This window comes from Agrococcus sp. SL85 (assembly GCF_026625845.1).
Classification (GTDB): Bacteria; Actinomycetota; Actinomycetes; order Actinomycetales; family Microbacteriaceae; genus Agrococcus.
Genome location: NZ_CP113066.1, coordinates 2263974 through 2281155 on the forward strand (window position 1 = coordinate 2263974; position 17182 = coordinate 2281155).

13 protein-coding genes are annotated in these 17182 nt (G+C 73.2%); 9 read left to right on the top strand and 4 right to left on the bottom strand.

Annotated features, from left to right (window positions below; genetic code table 11):
- The first annotated feature begins 31 nt into the window (after positions 1-31).
- Complete coding sequence (polA, locus tag OVA14_RS11255) at positions 32-2653, top strand: DNA polymerase I (RefSeq protein ID WP_267505580.1); 2622 nt, start codon at positions 32-34, stop codon at positions 2651-2653.
- A 40-nt stretch (positions 2654-2693) separates the two neighbouring features.
- On the opposite strand, the gene OVA14_RS11260 is transcribed toward polA, so the two are convergent.
- Positions 2694-2867: a hypothetical protein gene (locus tag OVA14_RS11260; RefSeq protein ID WP_267503940.1), complete on the bottom strand. Its 174-nt coding sequence runs from the start codon at positions 2865-2867 to the stop codon at positions 2694-2696.
- 489 nt (positions 2868-3356) lie between these two features.
- On the opposite strand from OVA14_RS11260, the gene OVA14_RS11265 reads away from it, so the two are divergent.
- The gene (locus tag OVA14_RS11265; protein ID WP_267503941.1) at positions 3357-4367 is read left to right on the top strand and encodes a TIGR03560 family F420-dependent LLM class oxidoreductase; all 1011 of its coding nucleotides are present in this window, start codon (positions 3357-3359) and stop codon (positions 4365-4367) included.
- A gap of 19 nt (positions 4368-4386) precedes the next feature.
- On the top strand, positions 4387-6078 hold the full coding sequence (locus OVA14_RS11270) for a DUF885 domain-containing protein (RefSeq protein ID WP_267503942.1): 1692 nt from the start codon (positions 4387-4389) through the stop codon (positions 6076-6078).
- A 74-nt stretch (positions 6079-6152) separates the two neighbouring features.
- Here OVA14_RS11270 and OVA14_RS11275 read toward each other — a convergent pair whose 3' ends face one another.
- The gene (locus OVA14_RS11275) at positions 6153-6788 is read right to left on the bottom strand and encodes a hypothetical protein (RefSeq protein ID WP_267503943.1); all 636 of its coding nucleotides are present in this window, start codon (positions 6786-6788) and stop codon (positions 6153-6155) included.
- Between the two features lie 150 nt (positions 6789-6938).
- Between OVA14_RS11275 and rpsA the strand changes: the two genes are divergently transcribed.
- Positions 6939-8396 carry a 30S ribosomal protein S1 gene (gene rpsA, locus OVA14_RS11280; RefSeq protein ID WP_267503944.1) on the top strand — a complete coding sequence of 486 codons (1458 nt, stop codon included), beginning with the start codon at positions 6939-6941 and terminating at the stop codon, positions 8394-8396.
- A 95-nt stretch (positions 8397-8491) separates the two neighbouring features.
- Positions 8492-9886, top strand: a complete 1395-nt coding sequence (locus tag OVA14_RS11285; protein WP_267503945.1) for a serine hydrolase domain-containing protein — start codon at positions 8492-8494, stop codon at positions 9884-9886.
- A gap of 37 nt (positions 9887-9923) precedes the next feature.
- Here the strand turns inward: OVA14_RS11285 and OVA14_RS11290 are convergent, their stop codons facing one another.
- A complete protein-coding gene (locus OVA14_RS11290; protein ID WP_267503946.1) occupies positions 9924-10529 on the bottom strand; it encodes a DUF4126 domain-containing protein in 606 nt (201 codons plus the stop codon).
- Positions 10530-10626: 97 nt separating this feature from the next.
- On the opposite strand from OVA14_RS11290, the gene OVA14_RS11295 reads away from it, so the two are divergent.
- Together OVA14_RS11295 and OVA14_RS11300 are read left to right on the top strand one after the other, a co-directional pair.
- On the top strand, positions 10627-12249 hold the full coding sequence (locus tag OVA14_RS11295) for a sensor histidine kinase (RefSeq protein WP_267503947.1): 1623 nt from the start codon (positions 10627-10629) through the stop codon (positions 12247-12249).
- Entirely contained in the window at positions 12246-13445 is a 1200-nt protein-coding gene (locus tag OVA14_RS11300) for a hypothetical protein (protein ID WP_267503948.1), read from the top strand. Before OVA14_RS11295 ends, OVA14_RS11300 begins: the two co-directional genes overlap by 4 nt.
- Before the next feature lie 60 nt (positions 13446-13505).
- Here the strand turns inward: OVA14_RS11300 and OVA14_RS11305 are convergent, their stop codons facing one another.
- Positions 13506-14330 carry a response regulator transcription factor gene (locus tag OVA14_RS11305; RefSeq protein WP_267503949.1) on the bottom strand — a complete coding sequence of 275 codons (825 nt, stop codon included), beginning with the start codon at positions 14328-14330 and terminating at the stop codon, positions 13506-13508.
- 129 nt (positions 14331-14459) lie between these two features.
- Between OVA14_RS11305 and coaE the strand changes: the two genes are divergently transcribed.
- Together coaE and uvrB are read left to right on the top strand one after the other, a co-directional pair.
- Entirely contained in the window at positions 14460-15077 is a 618-nt protein-coding gene (coaE, locus tag OVA14_RS11310; protein ID WP_267503950.1) for a dephospho-CoA kinase, read from the top strand.
- Positions 15078-15087: 10 nt separating this feature from the next.
- Positions 15088-17139, top strand: a complete 2052-nt coding sequence (gene uvrB / locus OVA14_RS11315) for an excinuclease ABC subunit UvrB (RefSeq protein ID WP_267503951.1) — start codon at positions 15088-15090, stop codon at positions 17137-17139.
- Positions 17140-17182: the final 43 nt, after the last annotated feature.

Below are 17182 nucleotides of genomic sequence, written 5' to 3' on the forward strand. Positions count from 1 at the left end.
GACTGCCGTGTCGGACACGAAGCCTACCCTCATGGTCATCGACGGCCACTCGCTCGCGTTCCGGGCGTTCTTCGCCCTGCCGCTCGACAACTTCGTGAACTCGGAGGGGCAGCACACCAACGCCATCCACGGGTTCCTGTCGATGCTGCTGAAGCTGCTGCAGGACCACCGGCCGACCCACCTCGCGGTCGCCTTCGACATCTCGCGCTTCTCGTTCCGCACCCGCGAGTACGAGGCGTACAAGGGCACGCGCGACGAGACGCCGAAGGAGTTCAAGGGCCAGGTGCCGCTGCTCGAGGAGGCGCTGCACGCGATGGGCGTGCGCACCCTCTCGAAGGAGGACTACGAGGCCGACGACATCCTCGCCACGCTGTCGGTCGAGGGCCGGAAGGCCGGGATGGACGTCTTCGTCGTCTCCGGCGACCGCGACACCATCCAGCTCGTCAACGACGACGTCACGCTGCTCTACCCGGCGGTGCGCGGCGTCTCGGAGCTCAAGCACTACACGCCCGAGGCCGTGCGCGAGCGCTACGGCATCGAGCCCGAGCAGTACCCCGAGATCGCGGCCCTCGTCGGCGAGACGAGCGACAACCTCATCGGCATCGACAAGGTGGGCGAGAAGACCGCCGTCAAGTGGATCCAGCAGTACGGCACGGTCGCGAACCTGCTCGAGCACGCCGACGAGATCAAGGGCGTCGTGGGCAACAACCTGCGCGAGCAGCGCGAGCGCGCCGAGCGCAACCGCAGGCTCAACCGCCTGCTCACCGACGTCGACCTCGGCGTGGCGCCCGCGGAGCTCGCGCGCGGGCCCGTCGACGAGGCGAAGCTGCGCGAGGTCTTCCAGCGGCTGCAGTTCCGCACGCTGCTCGACCGCGTGCTCAAGCAGGAGGGCTCCGGCGAGGGCGCCGCGCCGCTCGAGCCCGAGGTGCAGGCCCCCGCGGTGCAGAAGCTCGTCGACGAGGAGCTCGACCTGTGGCTCTCGCGCGCGAAGGGCACGGTGGCGGTCTCGATCGCGCAGGACGAGGAGGGGTCGATCGCCGGCTTCGGCCTCGCGACCGAGGCGGCGAGCGCCTACGTGCCCTTCAAGCACGGCACGGGCGACTACGTGGGCCTCGTCGACTGGCTCGCGTCGGACGCTCCGAAGGTGCTGCACGACGTGAAGGCCGCCATCAAGGCGCTCCGCCGCGCCGGCATCGAGCTCGGCGGGGCGGTCGACGACACGCGCGTCTCGGCCTGGCTCGCCACGCCCACCGCGCCGCCGAAGACCTTCGAGCTCGACTGGCAGACGGAGGCGCTGCTCGGCGCGCCGCTGCCCGCCCCCGACCCCAACCAGCTCGTGCCCGAGGTGGAGCCCGAGCAGCTCGGCACCGTCGCCTGGCTCACCGGCGAGCTCGCTCGCGCGCAGCAGTCCCGGCTCGACCCGGGCACGCGCGGCGTGCTCGACGACATCGAGCTGCCCCTCATGCCGGTGCTGGCCCGCATGGAGGGCCAGGGCGTCGCGATCGACTCGGCGACCCTCGGCCGCATCCACGACGCGCTGCGCGAGCGCGCCGCGGGTCACGCGGAGGCCGCCTACGCCGAGATCGGGCACGAGGTCAACCTCGGCAGCCCGAAGCAGCTGCAGGCGGTCCTCTTCGAGGAGCTCGACATGCCGAAGACGCGGGCGACGAAGACGGGATACTCGACCGACGCCCAGTCGCTCGCCGATCTGCAGGAGACCAACCCTCACCCGTTCCTGGGCCTGCTCCTGCAGCACCGCGAGGCCACGAAGCTCGTGCAGATCATCGAGACCCTGCAGCGCGCCGTCGCCGACGACCACCGCATCCACACGCGCTATGACCAGACGGGCTCGGCCTCCGGCCGCCTCTCCTCCAACGACCCGAACCTCCAGAACATCCCGGTGCGCACCGAGGTGAGCCGCGAGATCCGCTCGGCGTTCGTGCACGGCGAGGGCTTCGAGACGCTCCTGACCGCCGACTACTCGCAGATCGAGATGCGGATCATGGCCCACCTCTCGGGCGACGAGGGCCTCATCGAGGCCTTCCACTCGGGGGAGGACCTCCATCGCTTCGTCGGCAGCCGCATCTTCGGCGTCGACCCGAGCGAGGTCACGGCGCTCCAGCGCGTCAAGGTCAAGGCCATGAGCTACGGCCTCGCCTACGGGCTCAGCGCCTTCGGGCTCTCGAAGCAGCTGCGGATCTCGCAGGCCGAGGCGAAGCAGCTCATGCTCGACTACTTCACGCGCTTCGGCGGCATCCGCGACTACCTTCGCGGCGTCGTCATGCAGGCGAAGGACGACGGCTACACGACGACGATCTTCGGCCGCCGCCGCCCGTTCCCCGACCTCTCGTCGTCGAACCGCGTCCTGCGCGAGAACGCCGAGCGCCAGGCGCTGAACTCGCCCATCCAGGGCTCGGCGGCCGACATCATCAAGCGCGCGATGATCACGATCGACCGCAGGATCCGCGACGAGGACCTCGGCAGCCGCATGCTGCTGCAGGTGCACGACGAGCTCGTGTTCGAGGTGGCTCCCGGCGAGCGGGAGGCGCTCGAGGCGCTCGTCCGCGACGAGATGGCCGGCGCCGCCGACCTCTCGGTGCCGCTCGAGGTGCAGGTGGGCGTCGGCCCGAACTGGGACGCCGCCGCGCACTGACGGCCGAGCGCGTCAGAGCGCGCATTGACGGCCGAGCGCGTCAGAGGGAGACCAGCACGTCCACCCCTCGGGAGCGCGCGTGTTCCTCGATCGCCGCGGCGGCCTCCGCGAACGCCGCGGGCCCGAGCGGCAGCGTGAGGTCGTGGACGACGTCGTCGCCGTCGCGCCGCACCACGCGCAGCCATCGGCGGCCGTCGCGGAGGCCCAGCGGCATCCCGACCGCGCGGTCGAGCCCGCGCCGGGTGCCGAGCGCGACGCGGTGGCCGGGGTCGAGCCTGCGCGAGCGCGTTCGTGCGCTGCGGAGTCGGCGCGTACACGACCGCCTCGAGCCGGGCGATCGCGGTCCAGGGCACGGCGGTGCCGCTCGGCCCCGCCACGCCCGCGTCGTCCAGGCGGAGCACGGCGACTTCCCGGCCGAGTCGGCGGACGCTTCGGACGGCGGCGATCCCTGTGCCGCCCGCCACGACGCCGACGGCCAGGAACAGCACGCCGAAGGCGCTGCCGAGCCATGCCTCCGGGCGCCCCGGGTACTGCGCGACGCTCGCACCGATCGTCCACGCGCCGAGCGCCGCGACGCCCGCCATGAGCGCGACCGCGCCGATGAGGCCGGCGGTCTGGCGGCCCGCGCGGCCCGGCTCGGCGCCGATGCTGACGATGGGGGCAGCGGTCACGCCTGTCATCCTTGCGCGCCTAGGCTGACTCCATGACGACTGCAGCGATTCGCTTCGGCCTCTTCGTGCCCCAGGGATGGCGCCTCGACCTCGTCGGCATCGAGCCGGCCGACCACTGGCAGCGGATGCTCGCGGTCGCGCAGCGCGCCGACGCGGGGCCGTGGGAGTCGGTGTGGGTCTACGACCACATGCACACGACGCCGCACCCCACCGACGAGGCGACGCACGAGGCGTGGACCCTCATGGCTGCGCTCGCGGCCACGACGGAGCGCGTGCGGCTCGGGCAGATGTGCACGTGCATCGGCTACCGCAACCCCGCGCTGCTCGCGAAGATCGCCGCGACGGTCGACCTCATCTCCGGCGGCCGCCTCGAGTTCGGCATCGGCGCCGGCTGGTACGAGCACGAGTGGCGCGCGTACGGCTACGGCTTCCCCGGCGTCGGCGAGCGCATCTCGGCGCTCCGCGACGGCGTGCAGATCATCCAGCGGCTGTGGGCGGAGGGCGAGGCGAGCCTCGCCTCCGAGACCTTCGCGGTCGAGGGCGCCATCTGCCGCCCGCAGCCCCTGCAGACGGGCCGCGACGGCCGACCGCGCATCCCCACGTGGATCGCGGGCGGCGGCGAGCAGCGCACCCTGCGCTACGTCGCGAAGTGGGGCGACGCCGCGAACTTCGGCGGCAGCCCCGAGCAGTTCGCCCGCAAGCGCGACATCCTGCTCGGCCACCTCGACCGCGAGGGGCGCGACCCCGCCGAGGTGCGGCTGAGCTCGAACCTCAACGTCGTCGTCCGCGAGACGGAGGCCGAGGCGCGCCGGGTGGCCGCGGCGGTCAACGAGCGCGCCGACCGCGCGCTGCCGAGCGACCACGCCGGCACGGGCTTCAGCACCCAGGGCGCCGTGGTCGGCACGCCGCAGCAGGTGCTCGACCACGTCGGCGCGATGCGCGACGCGGGCCTCGACACGCTCATCGTCTACATGCCCGAGGTCGCGCACGACCAGGCGGGGATCGACCTCTTCGAGCGCGAGGTCGTCGCCGCGCTCGGGTAGGCGCGCATAGGCTGGCGGCATGACCGACCAGAACGCCGGCGCGCCGTCGCGCCCGCACACCGACATCGACCGGATCGCCGAGGACTACGTCCACCGCACCGCGGCGCAGAACCCCGAGCTCAACGTCTACCTCGGCCTCGAGGGCGACCAGGCGGGCTACGGCGACTACTCGCCCGCTGGCCGCGCGGAGGCCGCGTCGCTCGCGCGCGAGACGCTCGCGCAGCTCGAGGCCGCGCAGCCCGTCGACGACATCGACTGGGTGACGAGGACCGACCTCGCCAGGGAGCTGCAGCTCGACCTCGACGTGGAGGCCTCGGGCTGGGGCGACCGCGACCTCAACAACCTCGCGAGCCCGGCCACCGGCATCCGCGACATCTTCGACCTCATGCCCACGGCCTCCGAGGACGACTGGGCGCAGATCGCGCAGCGCATGCGCAACGTGCCCGGCGCGATCGAGGGCTACGTCGCCTCGCTCCGCAACGGCATCGCGAGCGGGAGCACGCCCGCGGGCCGCCAGATCGAGAACGTGCTCGACCAGTTCACGGAGTACGAGGCGGGCGAGGGCTTCTTCCGCGACTTCGCGACGGCCGCGAGGGCCGGCGAGGCCGAGCTGCCCGCGTCGCTCAAGGCGGAGCTCGTGGAGGCCGCGAAGGCCGCCACCGAGGCGCACGCGGGCCTCGCCGCGTTCCTGCGGGGCGAGCTCGCCGCGGCGGCGAACCCCGTCGACGCGGTCGGCCGCGAGTTCTACTCCCTCATGTCGCGCCGCTTCCTCGGCGCGGAGGTCGACCTCGACGAGACCTACGCGTGGGGCATCGAGGAGCTCGAGCGCATGCGCGACGAGCAGGAGGCCATCGCGCGCGAGATCAAGCCCGGCGCGAGCGTGCAGGAGGCGATCGCCTTCCTCGACCAGGACGAGTCGCGGAAGCTGCACGGCACCGACGCCCTCAAGGCGTGGATGCAGCGCACGAGCGACCAGGCGATCGAGGAGCTCGGCCGCACCCACTTCGACATCGCCGAGCCCATCACGGCCCTCGAGTGCATGATCGCCCCGACGCAGACGGGCGGCATCTACTACACGGGCCCCGCGGACGACTTCTCGCGCCCCGGGCGCATGTGGTGGTCGGTGCCGAAGGGCGTCACCGAGTTCGACACCTGGCGCGAGCTCACGACCGTCTACCACGAGGGCGTGCCGGGGCATCACCTCCAGATCGCGCAGCAGACCTACAACCGCGGCGAGCTCAACCTCTGGCGCCGCGCGCTCGCGGGCACCTCCGGCCACGCCGAGGGCTGGGCGCTCTACGCGGAGCGCCTCATGGAGTCGCTGGGCTACCTCGACGACCCCGCCGACCGCCTCGGCATGCTCGACGGCCAGCGCATGCGCGCCGCCCGCGTCGTGCTCGACATCGGCGTGCACCTGGGCAAGCCGCGCCTCGACGGCACGGGGGAGTGGGACTTCGAGTACGCCTTCGAGTTCCTGAAGGCGAACGTCAACATGAACGAGCCCTTCGTGCGCTTCGAGGTCAACCGGTACTTCGGCTGGCCGGGCCAGGCGCCGTCGTACAAGATCGGCCAGCGCATCTTCGAGCAGATCCGCGACGAGGCGAAGGAGCAGGAGGGCGATGCCTTCGACCTCAAGCGCTTCCACATGCGCGTGCTGAACATCGGCGGCGTCGGCCTCGACACGCTGCGCCAGGCGGTGCTGCGCGGCTGATCCGGCCCCAGCCACGACGGGCCCTCGGCGATCGCCGGGGGCCCGTCGTGCGCCCGGGCGCGATCAGGCCGCGGTCAGGGCGCGTCGAGCGCGAGCTCGAGCGGGATGCTCCGGCGTCCGAGCTCGAAGGCGAGCGCGTGCGCGAGGCGGTCGAGCTCGGCCGCGTCGGCGAACGGCCCGAGGTTCGCCGCGACGTCCCGGCCGTCGATGCGCAGCACGACCTCCCGCACCGCGTCGAGCCGGGCCCGCGCACCGAGCGCGACGCCGATCCGGCGGCCGAGCACGGCGCCCGGCGAGGCGGGCGGCGGCATCCGCAGGGGCGCGCTGCGGAGCGTCGCGCGCTCGAGCGAGGCGTAGGGCATTGGGCCGGTGCCGGGGCCCTCGACGCCCTCGCGGCCGACGGCGAGCAGGGTCGCGCCGACGACGTACCGGCTGCGCAGGGCCCGCACGCCCGCCCACAGGAGCACCGCGATCGCACCGAGCAGGGCGGCGCACGCGAGCCCCGCGGCGCCGAGCCCGAGCAGGGCGGGGCGCGGCAGGCCGAGGTCGAGGCCCGCGAGGCCCGCGACGAGCGCGCCGCCGAACCACGCCGCCGCCCAGCTCGCCGTGATCGTCAGGCCGATCGCGAAGCCCCGGGGGACGCGGATCGCGGCGGCGAGACGCGGCGCGTCGACGACCACGCGCAGGGCGTCACCGGTGGCGAGCAGCATGGCGAGAGCCTAGCCCGCCGTCGGTTGTCGGGGCTCAGGGTGCCGTGTAGGCTTGCGTGGTCACTCGTGTGGCACCCAATCCAACCGCTCGCCGGCCCGCGCTCCCGCGCGTCCACCGGCCCGACTCATCCCTGAAGGCTCATCATCTCCATGACCACTGCAACGACCAAGGCTCCGAAGCAGGTCGCCGTGAACGACATCGGCTCGACCGACGACTTCATGGCCGCCGTTGAGAAGACCCTGAAGTTCTTCAACGACGGCGACCTGATCGAGGGCACCGTCGTCAAGATCGACCGCGACGAGGTCCTCCTCGACGTCGGCTACAAGACCGAGGGCGTCATCCCCTCCCGCGAGCTCTCCATCAAGCACGACGTCGACCCCACCGAGGTCGTCGAGGTCGGCGACACGGTCGAGGCGCTCGTCCTCCAGAAGGAGGACAAGGAGGGTCGCCTGATCCTCTCGAAGAAGCGTGCGCAGTACGAGCGCGCCTGGGGCGACGTCGAGCGCATCAAGGATGAGGACGGCGTCGTCACCGGCACCGTCATCGAGGTCGTCAAGGGCGGTCTCATCGTCGACATCGGCCTCCGCGGCTTCCTCCCGGCCTCGCTCATCGAGCTGCGCCGCGTCCGCGACCTCACGCCGTACCTCGGCCAGGAGATCGAGGCGAAGATCCTCGAGCTCGACAAGAACCGCAACAACGTGGTGCTCTCGCGCCGCGCGCTCCTCGAGGAGACGCAGTCGGCGTCGCGCGGCCAGTTCCTGCAGTCGCTGCAGAAGGGCCAGGTCCGCAAGGGCGTCGTCTCGTCGATCGTCAACTTCGGCGCGTTCGTCGACCTGGGCGGCGTGGACGGCCTCGTGCACGTCTCCGAGCTCTCGTGGAAGCACATCGAGCACGCCTCCGAGGTCGTCGAGGTGGGCCAGGAGGTCACCGTCGAGATCCTCACCGTCGAGCTTGACCGCGAGCGCGTCTCGCTGTCGCTCAAGGCGACGCAGGAGGACCCGTGGCAGGTCTTCGCCCGCACGCACGCGATCGGCCAGGTCGCGCCGGGCAAGGTCACGAAGCTCGTCACGTTCGGTGCGTTCGTGCGCGTCGCGGACGGCATCGAGGGCCTCGTGCACATCTCGGAGCTGTCGAGCCGCCACGTCGAGACCGCCGACCAGGTCGTCTCGGTGGGTGACGAGGTCTTCGTGAAGATCATCGACATCGACCTCGAGCGCCGCCGCATCTCGCTCTCGCTGAAGCAGGCGAACGAGGGCGTCGACCCCGAGGGCACCGACTTCGACCCGGCGCTCTACGGCATGCTCGCCGAGTACGACGAGCAGGGCAACTACAAGTTCCCGGAGGGCTTCGACCCCGAGACGAACGAGTGGAAGGAAGGCTTCGACGCGCAGCGCGAGGCCTGGGAGGCCGAGTACGCCGCCGCGCAGACGCGCTGGGAGGCACACAAGGCGCAGGTCGCGTCGGCTCGCGACGCCGAGGTCATGTCGAACGACGTGCCCTCGAGCGCGTCCTCGTTCGGCGGCTCGGAGGAGTCGTCGGCCGGCACCCTCGCCGACGACGAGGCGCTCGCCGCGCTCCGCGAGAAGCTCACCGGCTCGGCCGAGTAAGCACGCTCCAGACGTGGGCCGCACCCTCCGGGGTGCGGCCCTCCGTCGTCCCTGCCCGGCGCAGCGGGGTCGCCCGCGTCTGCGAGGATCGGGGCATGCCCTCCCACGAGCGCCTCGAGCGCGCCCTCGCCTACGCCGACCGATGGATCGCCTATCGCCGGTGGCGCCTGCGCGTGCCGGGGGTGCAGGTGGCCGTGCGGGCCGACGGCGCCCTGGTGCTCGACGCGGCGCACGGCGTCGCCGACGCGTCGACGGGGGAGGCGCTGACGACCGCGCACCGCTTCCGCATCGCGTCGCACTCGAAGTCGCTCGCGGCCATCGTCGCGATGCGCCTGGTCGACGGCGGGCGCCTGCGGCTCGACGACCGCGCCGCCGACCACGTGCCCGCGCTCGCCGCCACCGAGGCCGGAGCGCTCACGGTGCAGGAGCTGCTCTCGCACGGCAGCGGCACGACGCGCGACGGCGACGACGTGGCGCACTGGCACCTCGAGCGCCCCTTCCCCGACGCGGAGGCGCTCGTGGCCCTCGCGGAGCGGGGCACGGCGCGCATCCCCGCGTCGGCGGAGTTCAAGTACTCGAACATCGGCTTCGGCATCCTCGGCCTCGTGGTCGAGGGGGTCACGGGCGAGCCCTACGCGCGCGCCTTCGCGCGCCTGCTCGCCGAGCCGCTCGGCCTCGAGGGCACGCTGGCGGACGTCGACGCCGCGCATGCCCCCGCAGGGGCGCCGCTCACGGCGGGCCACGGCGCGCTGCACTCCGCCGACGAGCGCCCCGTGCTCGCGAGCCCCGGCACGGGCGCGCTCGCCGCAGCGACGGGCGCGCTCTCGAGTGCCGCCGAGCTCACCGACGCGCTGCGCACCGTGGGCGAGGCCGACGTCCGGCTGCTGAGCGCCGAGGGCCGGCGTCGCATGCGCCAGCGCCTCTGGACGACGCAGGGCCGCGACGGCGGCAGCGCCGGCTACGGGCTCGGCCTCATGCACCGAGAGGTGGACGGCCGCACCTGGGTGGGCCACGGCGGCGCCTGGACGGGGCAGGCGACCCGCACGCTCGTCGACGCCGAGCGCGACGTCGTCGTCTCGGTGCTGACGAACGCGATCGACGGCCCGGCGGAGGAGCTGGCGGTGGGCGTCGCCCGCATCGTGCAGGCGGCGCTCGACGAGCCGGAGCCCGACGCGGACCTGGCGATGCTGCGATCGTTCGAGGGCACCTATGCGGGCATCTGGGGCCGCCTCGACGTCGTCGAGCTGGGCGGCAGGCTGCTGGGCGTCTCGCCCACGGCCGCGGATCCGCTGGCGGCGGTCGACGTGCTCGAGCCCGTGGATGAGGATCGCGTGCGGATCGCGGCCGCCACGGGCATGGGCTCGGGGCATGAGCTCGCGGTCGCGGAGCGCGGTCCCGACGGCGCCGTCGTCCGCTGGCGCGGGGCCTGGCACATGGAGTCGGTGCCGACCGTGCCGGACGCCGCCGGGGCGCCCTCGACCATCGCCTAGGCCGCGCGCAGAGCCGCCAGGCCGTGCCCGGATCCGCCTAGGCCGTGCCCGGCCGCCCCGCGGCCCTCCGCCGCCGCGCCACGCGCACGATGCGCCAGGCGAGGGCGCCGAGGAGGCCGAGCACGAGGAGCACGAGCACCGGGGCCACGAGGGCGAGGACCGAGAGCGCGACGGCGCCGAGGTCCTCGGCCGTCGAGGCCACGGGCGCGGCGGCGCCGGCGGTCGCGAGGTTGGCCGCTGGCCGCAGCGCGGACTTCGCGAGGTGCACGGCGAGCGCGATCGCGACCCCGAGCACGACGGGCACCCACTGCTGCGAGGCGAAGAGCTCCGAGGGGTCTGCGACGGCCGCCGTCGAGGCGCCGGAGGTCGAGCCGAACGCGAGCCCGCCGGCCGTGGGCCGCACCGCCGTCTGCAGCACGTCGTTCATCGAGTCGACGGCCGGCACCTTGTCGGCCACGACCTCGACCACGAGCAGCACGGCGAGCGCGCCGATGGCCCACCAGCTCGCGAGCCACGACCACCCCTCCGGCAGCGCCAGGACGTCCGGCAGGAGCCGCGCGACGAGGCCGACGACGAGCAGCGGGACGTAGGCGTTCATGCCTGCCGCGGCCGCGAGGCCGGTGCCCGTGAGCAGCTCGAGCATGCGCCACCTCCCCGCGGCGCCGTGCCGCTGGATCGCATGGTAGCGCCGCGCGGCGCGCGGACGCCGGATGGCGCACTCCTCGGGGTACCGTTGCCCCATGGCAGCGGCCGTCACGTCGGCGCGGTCCGGCCGCGCGCGACCGGACCGCACGCGTGAGCGCGCCACGAGCGTCAACCAGCTGCTCTTCGGCCTCGCGGCGCTCATCGCGAGCGGCATGGTCATCCTCGACGGTCGCATGGCCTCGGGCGACGCGATGCTCGCCGGCATCGTGCTCGTCTTCGTCGTCACCGTCGCGGCGCTCGTCGTGCGCTGGAACCGCCTGCACCCGCTGCTCGTGCTGCTCGTCCCCCTGCTCGACATGGTCGCCGTGCTGCTGCTGCAGCTCGGCGACCCGGCCGAAGGCATGTGGCTGCTCTGGCTCGCGCCCGCGGTCTGGCTCTCGACCATCGGCGGCATCGGCGGCCTCGGCATCGGCGCCGGCGGCGCCGCGCTCCTCTTCTGGCTCACCGCCCTGCTGGGTGCTGGGCCGGCGGTCACGGGGCACCTCCTCGTGGGCCCGATCTCCATCGCGGCCGCAGCCGTCGTCGCCTACGTCACCGCGCGTCGCGCGGCGGCGCAGCGCGCGCTCCTCGACGAGCAGGCCGCCTACCTCGACCACGCCGTCGAGCGCGCGCGGCGGCAGGAGGATGCCGTGAGCGAGGTGCTCGACGCCGTCGACTTCGGCGTCGTGCGCATCGGCGCCGACGGCGGGCTCACGGTCGAGAACGAGGCCCACGCGCGGCTCAACCCGACCGACGAGGACGCGCCGGTCTTCGACGGCGACGGCGTGACGCGCACCACGCCCGGCATGGCGCCGATCGAGCGCGCCCGGCGCGGCGAGTCGTTCGAGGGCCTGCTGTCCTGGCAGGGCCCGCCCGGCGACACCCGTCGCGCCCTGCAGTCCACGGCCCGTCGCGTCGTCGACGCCAACGGGATCGACGTCGGCGGGATCCTCGTGACGCGCGACGTCACGGCAGAGCAGCTCGCGGTGCAGATGCGCGACGAGCTCGTCGCCTCCGTCTCCCACGAGCTGCGGACCCCGCTCACGAGCGTGCTCGGCCACCTCGACATCGTGCTCGACAGCGGCGAGCTGCCGCCGGACGTGCGGCGCAGCCTCGAGATCGCCGAGCGCAACGCGTCCCGCCTCCTCGTCATCATCGGCGACATCCTCGCCGCGACCGCCGACGGCGCCGGCCAGCTCGACGTGCGGCCCGAGCACGAGGACGTCGCGCGCGTCGTGCTCGCCTCGGTCGAGTCGCTCGAGCCGCGCGCGGCCGCGCGCAACGTCCGCATCGACGCCTCCGGCGTCGAGCCGGCGGTCGCCGAGATCGACCCGCACCGCATCCGCCAGGTGGTCGACAACCTCGTCGGCAACGCCGTGAAGTACCACACGGGCGACGGCCTCGTCGAGGTCGACGTCACGAGCGACGACCGCGACGCGTACATCGTGGTGCGCGACGACGGGCCCGGCATCGCGCAGGAGGCGCTGCCGCACCTGTTCGACCGCTACTACCGGGCAGGGGCCCTCGGCGCCCGGCCCGTCGGGAACGGGCTCGGCCTCTCGATCAGCCGAGACCTCGTGCGCGCGCACGGCGGCGAGATCACGGTGCAGAGCGAGCCCGGCAGCGGCTCGACGTTCGTCGTCCGGCTGCCCCGGCGCAGGACCGAAGGGATCGCATGACGCTCGACCTGCTCACGCTCACGCTCATGACGGCGCTCGTCGTGCACGTCGCCGGCGTGCTCTTCATCGTCGAGACGCTGCTGCGGAAGGAGGACCGCTCGGGCCGCGTCTGGGCGCTCGCCTTCCTCGCGGCGATGCTCACGACCGAGGCCTACATGGTCTGGGCGGCTGCGGACGGCGCGTGGTGGGCCGTGGCGGTCGGCAACGGCACCTTCGTGGCGGGCACGGGGCTCCTCTGGCTCGGCTGCCGCACCATCAACGACCGGCCGATCCAGCGGCAGAGCATCGCGGTCGCGGCGGTCGGCGCCGCGGCCGCGCTGGCCGTCGTCCTCGAGGGGCCCGGCGGCGGCGACTGGGCCGGCTACTGGCTGCTCTTCGGCGGCAACGCGGCGTTCGCTGCGCTCGGCGCGGTCGAGAGCGCCCGCGGCACCATGCGCCGCAGCGGCACGGCGCTCGGCCTCGGCCTCGTGCTCGGCATCGAGTCGGTGTTCTTCCTCTCCCGCCTCGTCGTGGCCGCGACGCTCGGCACCGATGACGAGGTCTTCACCACCTATCTCGGCAGCGAGGTCGCGGGCATCCTCACGATCGTGCTGACGATCGTCTCCGTCGTCGTCGCCTCGGTGCTCCGCGCGGAGCACGTCCGGATGCGCGGCGCCGACGACTCCGCGGTGCTCGCGATCGCCCCCGACGGCGTGCTGCTGCGCTCGACGTTCCTGCGCGTGCTCGGCGGGCGCCTCATGCGCGCGAACCGACGCGAGGAGCTCTTCGGCGTGCTCGCGGTGCACATCGACGCGCTGCCGCGCATCGCGACCGCCTTCGGCGTCGACGAGGCGGAGCACGTGCGCCAGACGGTGCGCGCAGCGGCCAGGCGGCTCTCGCCCACCACGGCCGTGCTCGGCGCCGACGAGGACGGCACCCTGCTGCTCGCGTTCCAGCCGGGCTCGCTCGCCGAGGCGCGCCAGCTCGCCGCCCGCGTGCACCGCGCCATGCTCGACCAGCTGCGCACCGCGGGCGCCACGGTGATGCCGGCGATCGGCATGGGCGTGAGCCTCACGAGCATCGTCGGGTACGACCACCGCGCCATCGTCGACGGTGCCGTGTCGGCCGCGAAGCGCGCCATCGACTCCGACGACACCTCGGTGGTCGTGGCGGGCGAGGAGGACGCTCGCGTGCGCACCGAGAAGTCCGCGCTCTAGCAGCGCGGGCCGCACGCATCGGGCGGTGGTCCGACCGCGCCGCGACGGAGGCGACGAGGCCTAGGCCGTGCGGCGGTAGCCCACGCCGCGGACCGTCTCGATCCAGCGCGGATCGGCGGGCGACTCGCCGAGCTTGCGGCGCAGGTTGGCCACGTGCACCTCGATCGCGCGAGCGTCGTGCTCGCTGAGGTACTGGTCGCGCTCGCCGCGCTCGCCGCGCAGCATGCTCGCGAGCTGCAGCTTGGAGACGACGCGGCGGCCGGAGCCGAGCAGCATCCGCAGGATGTCGAACTCGCTCCGAGTGAGCTCGAGCTCGGCGCCGTCGAGCTCGACGACGCGGGCGTCGGGCTCGATGCGGAGGCCGCGGTGCTCGAGCCAGGTGACGTCGGCGCCCGGCGCCTCGAGCCAGGGGAGGGGGCCCGTGGCGGCCATGCCGCCCTGCGGCGCCGACTGCTGCATCGGGCTCGGCGTCGACGGACGCGGCGCGGAGCCGTGGGTGGGGTGCGTGGCCGCGAGCTCGCGCGGCCGGCGCATCATCGCCTCGATGCGGGCGCGCAGCTCGCGGGGGCGGAAGGGCTTGACGATGTAGTCGTCGGCACCCGTCTGGAGGCCCTGCAGCGTGTCGATCTCGTCGCCGCGCGCCGTGATCATGACGATGTACGCGTTCGAGACCATGCGGATCTGCCGAGCGGCCTCGAAGCCGTCGATGCCGGGCATGTTCACGTCGATCGTGACGACGACCGGGTCGTGCTGGCGCACGAGGTCCACGCCGGCCGCCCCGCCGGCGGCGGCGTGGACGGTGAAGCCTGCCTGGGTGAGGACCTGCGCGAGGAGCTCGCGGATGTCCTCGCCGTCCTCGATGACGACGGCGACGTCCTTGTCCATGGCTGCCCTCCGTAGTCCTCGCCCGTGACATGAGGGCGTCCTCGGCATCGTAGCGCGCCGGACGCGCGTTCCGCGGTCAGGACGCGCGCAGGTCGCGAGGCCCGGTCGACGCCGTGGGAGTATCGGCCCATGCCCCTCATCGCCCTCACGGGAGGCATCGCCTCCGGCAAGTCGACGATCGCCCGCCGCCTCGCGGAGCACGGCGCGCTCGTCGTCGACGCCGACGCGCTCGTGCGGGAGCTGCAGCAGCCGGGCACGCCCGTGCTCGCCGCGATCGTCGAGGCGTTCGGCGAGGGCGTGCTGCTGCCCGACGGCGGCCTCGACCGCGCGGCGCTCGGCGCGCGCATCTTCGCCGACCCGGAGGCGCGGTCGCGGCTGAACGCGATCGTGCACCCCGCGGTGCAGGAGGAGAGCGCGCGGCGCTTCCGCGAGGTGCTCGCCGACGACCCCGAGCGCGTCGTCGTCTACGACGTGCCGCTGCTCGTCGAGGCGCGGCCCGACGACCCGTGGGACCTCGTGGTCGTGGCGCACGCGCCCGCGGCGCTGCGCGTCGAGCGCCTCGTGGCGCACCGCGGCATGGCCGCCTCGGCCGCGGCCGAGCGCGTCGCGGCGCAGGCGAGCGACGACGAGCGGCTCGCGATCGCGGACGTCGTCGTCGACACCGCGGGCTCGCTCGACTCGACGCTCGAGCAGGCCGACGCGCTCTGGTCGCGCCTCTCCAGCGGGCGTGTGGGCGACCGCTCCTAGGCTGGAGGGCATGGAAGCGAGGCGTGCGGTCCGGCCGTTCGAGGTCATCAGCGAGTATGAGCCCTCCGGCGACCAGCCCAAGGCGATCCAGGAGCTCGCCGAGGCGCTCGGGCGCGGCGAGACCGACGTCGTGCTGCTGGGCGCGACCGGCACGGGCAAGAGCGCGACGACGGCGTGGCTCGTCGAGCAGGTGCAGCGCCCCACCCTCGTGCTCGCGCACAACAAGACGCTCGCCGCGCAGCTCGCCAACGAGTTCCGCGAGCTGCTGCCCAACAACGCCGTCGAGTACTTCGTCTCCTACTACGACTACTACCAGCCCGAGGCCTACGTGCCGCAGACGGACACCTTCATCGAGAAGGACTCCTCGCTGAACGCCGAGGTCGAGCGCCTGCGCCACTCGGCGACGAACGCGCTGCTCTCGCGGCGCGACGTCGTCGTCGTCTCGACGGTCTCGTGCATCTACGGCCTCGGCACGCCCGAGGAGTACCTCGAGGCCATGGTCGCGCTCCAGGTCGGCATGCGGGTCGACCGGCAGGCGCTGCTGCGCCGCTTCGTGGCGATGCAGTACCAGCGCAACGACGTCGCGTTCTCGCGCGGCACCTTCCGCGTGCGCGGCGACACGATCGAGATCATCCCGATGTACGAGGAGCACGCGATCCGCATCGAGCTCTTCGGCGACGAGATCGAGGCGATCTCGACCCTCCACCCGCTCACGGGCGAGGTGCTGCAGACGCACGACGCCATCTCGATCTTCCCCGGCAGCCACTACGTCGCCGGCAACGAGCGCATGCAGAAGGCGATCGAGCGCATCCGCGACGAGCTCGACGAGCGGCTCAAGGTGCTCGAGCGCGAGGGCCGGCTCCTCGAGGCGCAGCGGCTGCGCATGCGCACGACCTTCGACCTCGAGATGATGGAGCAGATCGGCTTCTGCTCCGGCATCGAGAACTACTCGCGCCACATCGACGGCCGCGAGCCCGGCGAGGCGCCGCACTGCCTGCTCGACTACTTCCCGGACGACTTCCTCGTCGTCATCGACGAGTCGCACGTCACGGTGCCCCAGGTGGGCGCGATGTACGAGGGCGACGCGAGCCGCAAGCGCACGCTCGTCGAGCACGGCTTCCGCCTGCCCTCCGCGCTCGACAACCGGCCGCTGAAGTTCGACGAGTTCCTCGAGCGCACGCCTCAGAAGGTGTACCTCTCCGCCACGCCCGGCAAGTACGAGATGGGCCTCGCCGACACCGTCGTCGAGCAGATCATCCGCCCCACGGGCCTCGTCGACCCGCAGCTCGTCGTGAAGCCCACGAAGGGGCAGATCGACGACCTGCTCGAGGAGATCCGCGTGCGCGCCGAGAAGGACGAGCGCGTGCTCGTCACGACGCTCACGAAGAAGATGGCCGAGGAGCTCACCGAGTACTTCACGGAGGCCGGTGTGCGCGTGCGCTACCTGCACTCCGACGTCGACACGCTGCGCCGCGTCGAGCTGCTCACGCAGCTGCGCCAGGGCGTCTTCGACGTGCTCGTCGGCATCAACCTGCTGCGCGAGGGCCTCGACCTGCCCGAGGTGTCGCTCGTGGCGATCCTCGACGCCGACAAGGAGGGGTTCCTGCGCTCGTCCACGTCGCTCATCCAGACGATCGGCCGCGCGGCCCGCAACGTCTCCGGTGAGGTGCACATGTACGCCGACACCATCACCGACTCGATGCGGCTCGCGATCGACGAGACCGACCGGCGCCGCGCGATCCAGGTGGCGTACAACGAGGAGCACGGCATCGACCCGACGCCGCTGCGCAAGCGCATCGCCGACATCACCGAGGTGCTCGCGCGCGAGGAGGCCGACACGGCAGAGCTCCTCGAGGGCGCGCGCCGAGGCGCCCCGACCCCGCGCCTCGCGAAGGACCGCTCCGAGCTCGACGGCCCCGCGCAGCTCGAGGCGATCATCGCCGACCTCACGGCCCAGATGTCGGAGGCCGCCGCGGAGCTCAAGTTCGAGCTCGCCGCGCGCATCCGCGACGAGCTGCACGACCTCAAGCGCGACCTGCGCCAGATGCGCGAGGCGAGCTGAGCCGGCGGGAGCGATCCCGGTCGCCGCGGGCGCGACGACGGTC

Bases quoted from the DNA above. Each gene is read 5' to 3' on its own strand.
- polA (WP_267505580.1), top strand. From the start codon at position 32: ATGGTCATCGACGGCCACTCGCTCGCGTTCCGGGCGTTCTTCGCCCTG.
- OVA14_RS11260 (WP_267503940.1), bottom strand. From the start codon at position 2,867: ATGCCGCTGGGCCTCCGCGACGGCCGCCGATGGCTGCGCGTGGTGCGG.
- OVA14_RS11265 (WP_267503941.1), top strand. From the start codon at position 3,357: ATGACGACTGCAGCGATTCGCTTCGGCCTCTTCGTGCCCCAGGGATGG.
- OVA14_RS11270 (WP_267503942.1), top strand. From the start codon at position 4,387: ATGACCGACCAGAACGCCGGCGCGCCGTCGCGCCCGCACACCGACATC.
- OVA14_RS11275 (WP_267503943.1), bottom strand. From the start codon at position 6,788: ATGCTGCTCGCCACCGGTGACGCCCTGCGCGTGGTCGTCGACGCGCCG.
- rpsA (WP_267503944.1), top strand. From the start codon at position 6,939: ATGACCACTGCAACGACCAAGGCTCCGAAGCAGGTCGCCGTGAACGAC.
- OVA14_RS11285 (WP_267503945.1), top strand. From the start codon at position 8,492: ATGCCCTCCCACGAGCGCCTCGAGCGCGCCCTCGCCTACGCCGACCGA.
- OVA14_RS11290 (WP_267503946.1), bottom strand. From the start codon at position 10,529: ATGCTCGAGCTGCTCACGGGCACCGGCCTCGCGGCCGCGGCAGGCATG.
- OVA14_RS11295 (WP_267503947.1), top strand. From the start codon at position 10,627: ATGGCAGCGGCCGTCACGTCGGCGCGGTCCGGCCGCGCGCGACCGGAC.
- OVA14_RS11300 (WP_267503948.1), top strand. From the start codon at position 12,246: ATGACGCTCGACCTGCTCACGCTCACGCTCATGACGGCGCTCGTCGTG.
- OVA14_RS11305 (WP_267503949.1), bottom strand. From the start codon at position 14,330: ATGGACAAGGACGTCGCCGTCGTCATCGAGGACGGCGAGGACATCCGC.
- coaE (WP_267503950.1), top strand. From the start codon at position 14,460: ATGCCCCTCATCGCCCTCACGGGAGGCATCGCCTCCGGCAAGTCGACG.
- uvrB (WP_267503951.1), top strand. From the start codon at position 15,088: ATGGAAGCGAGGCGTGCGGTCCGGCCGTTCGAGGTCATCAGCGAGTAT.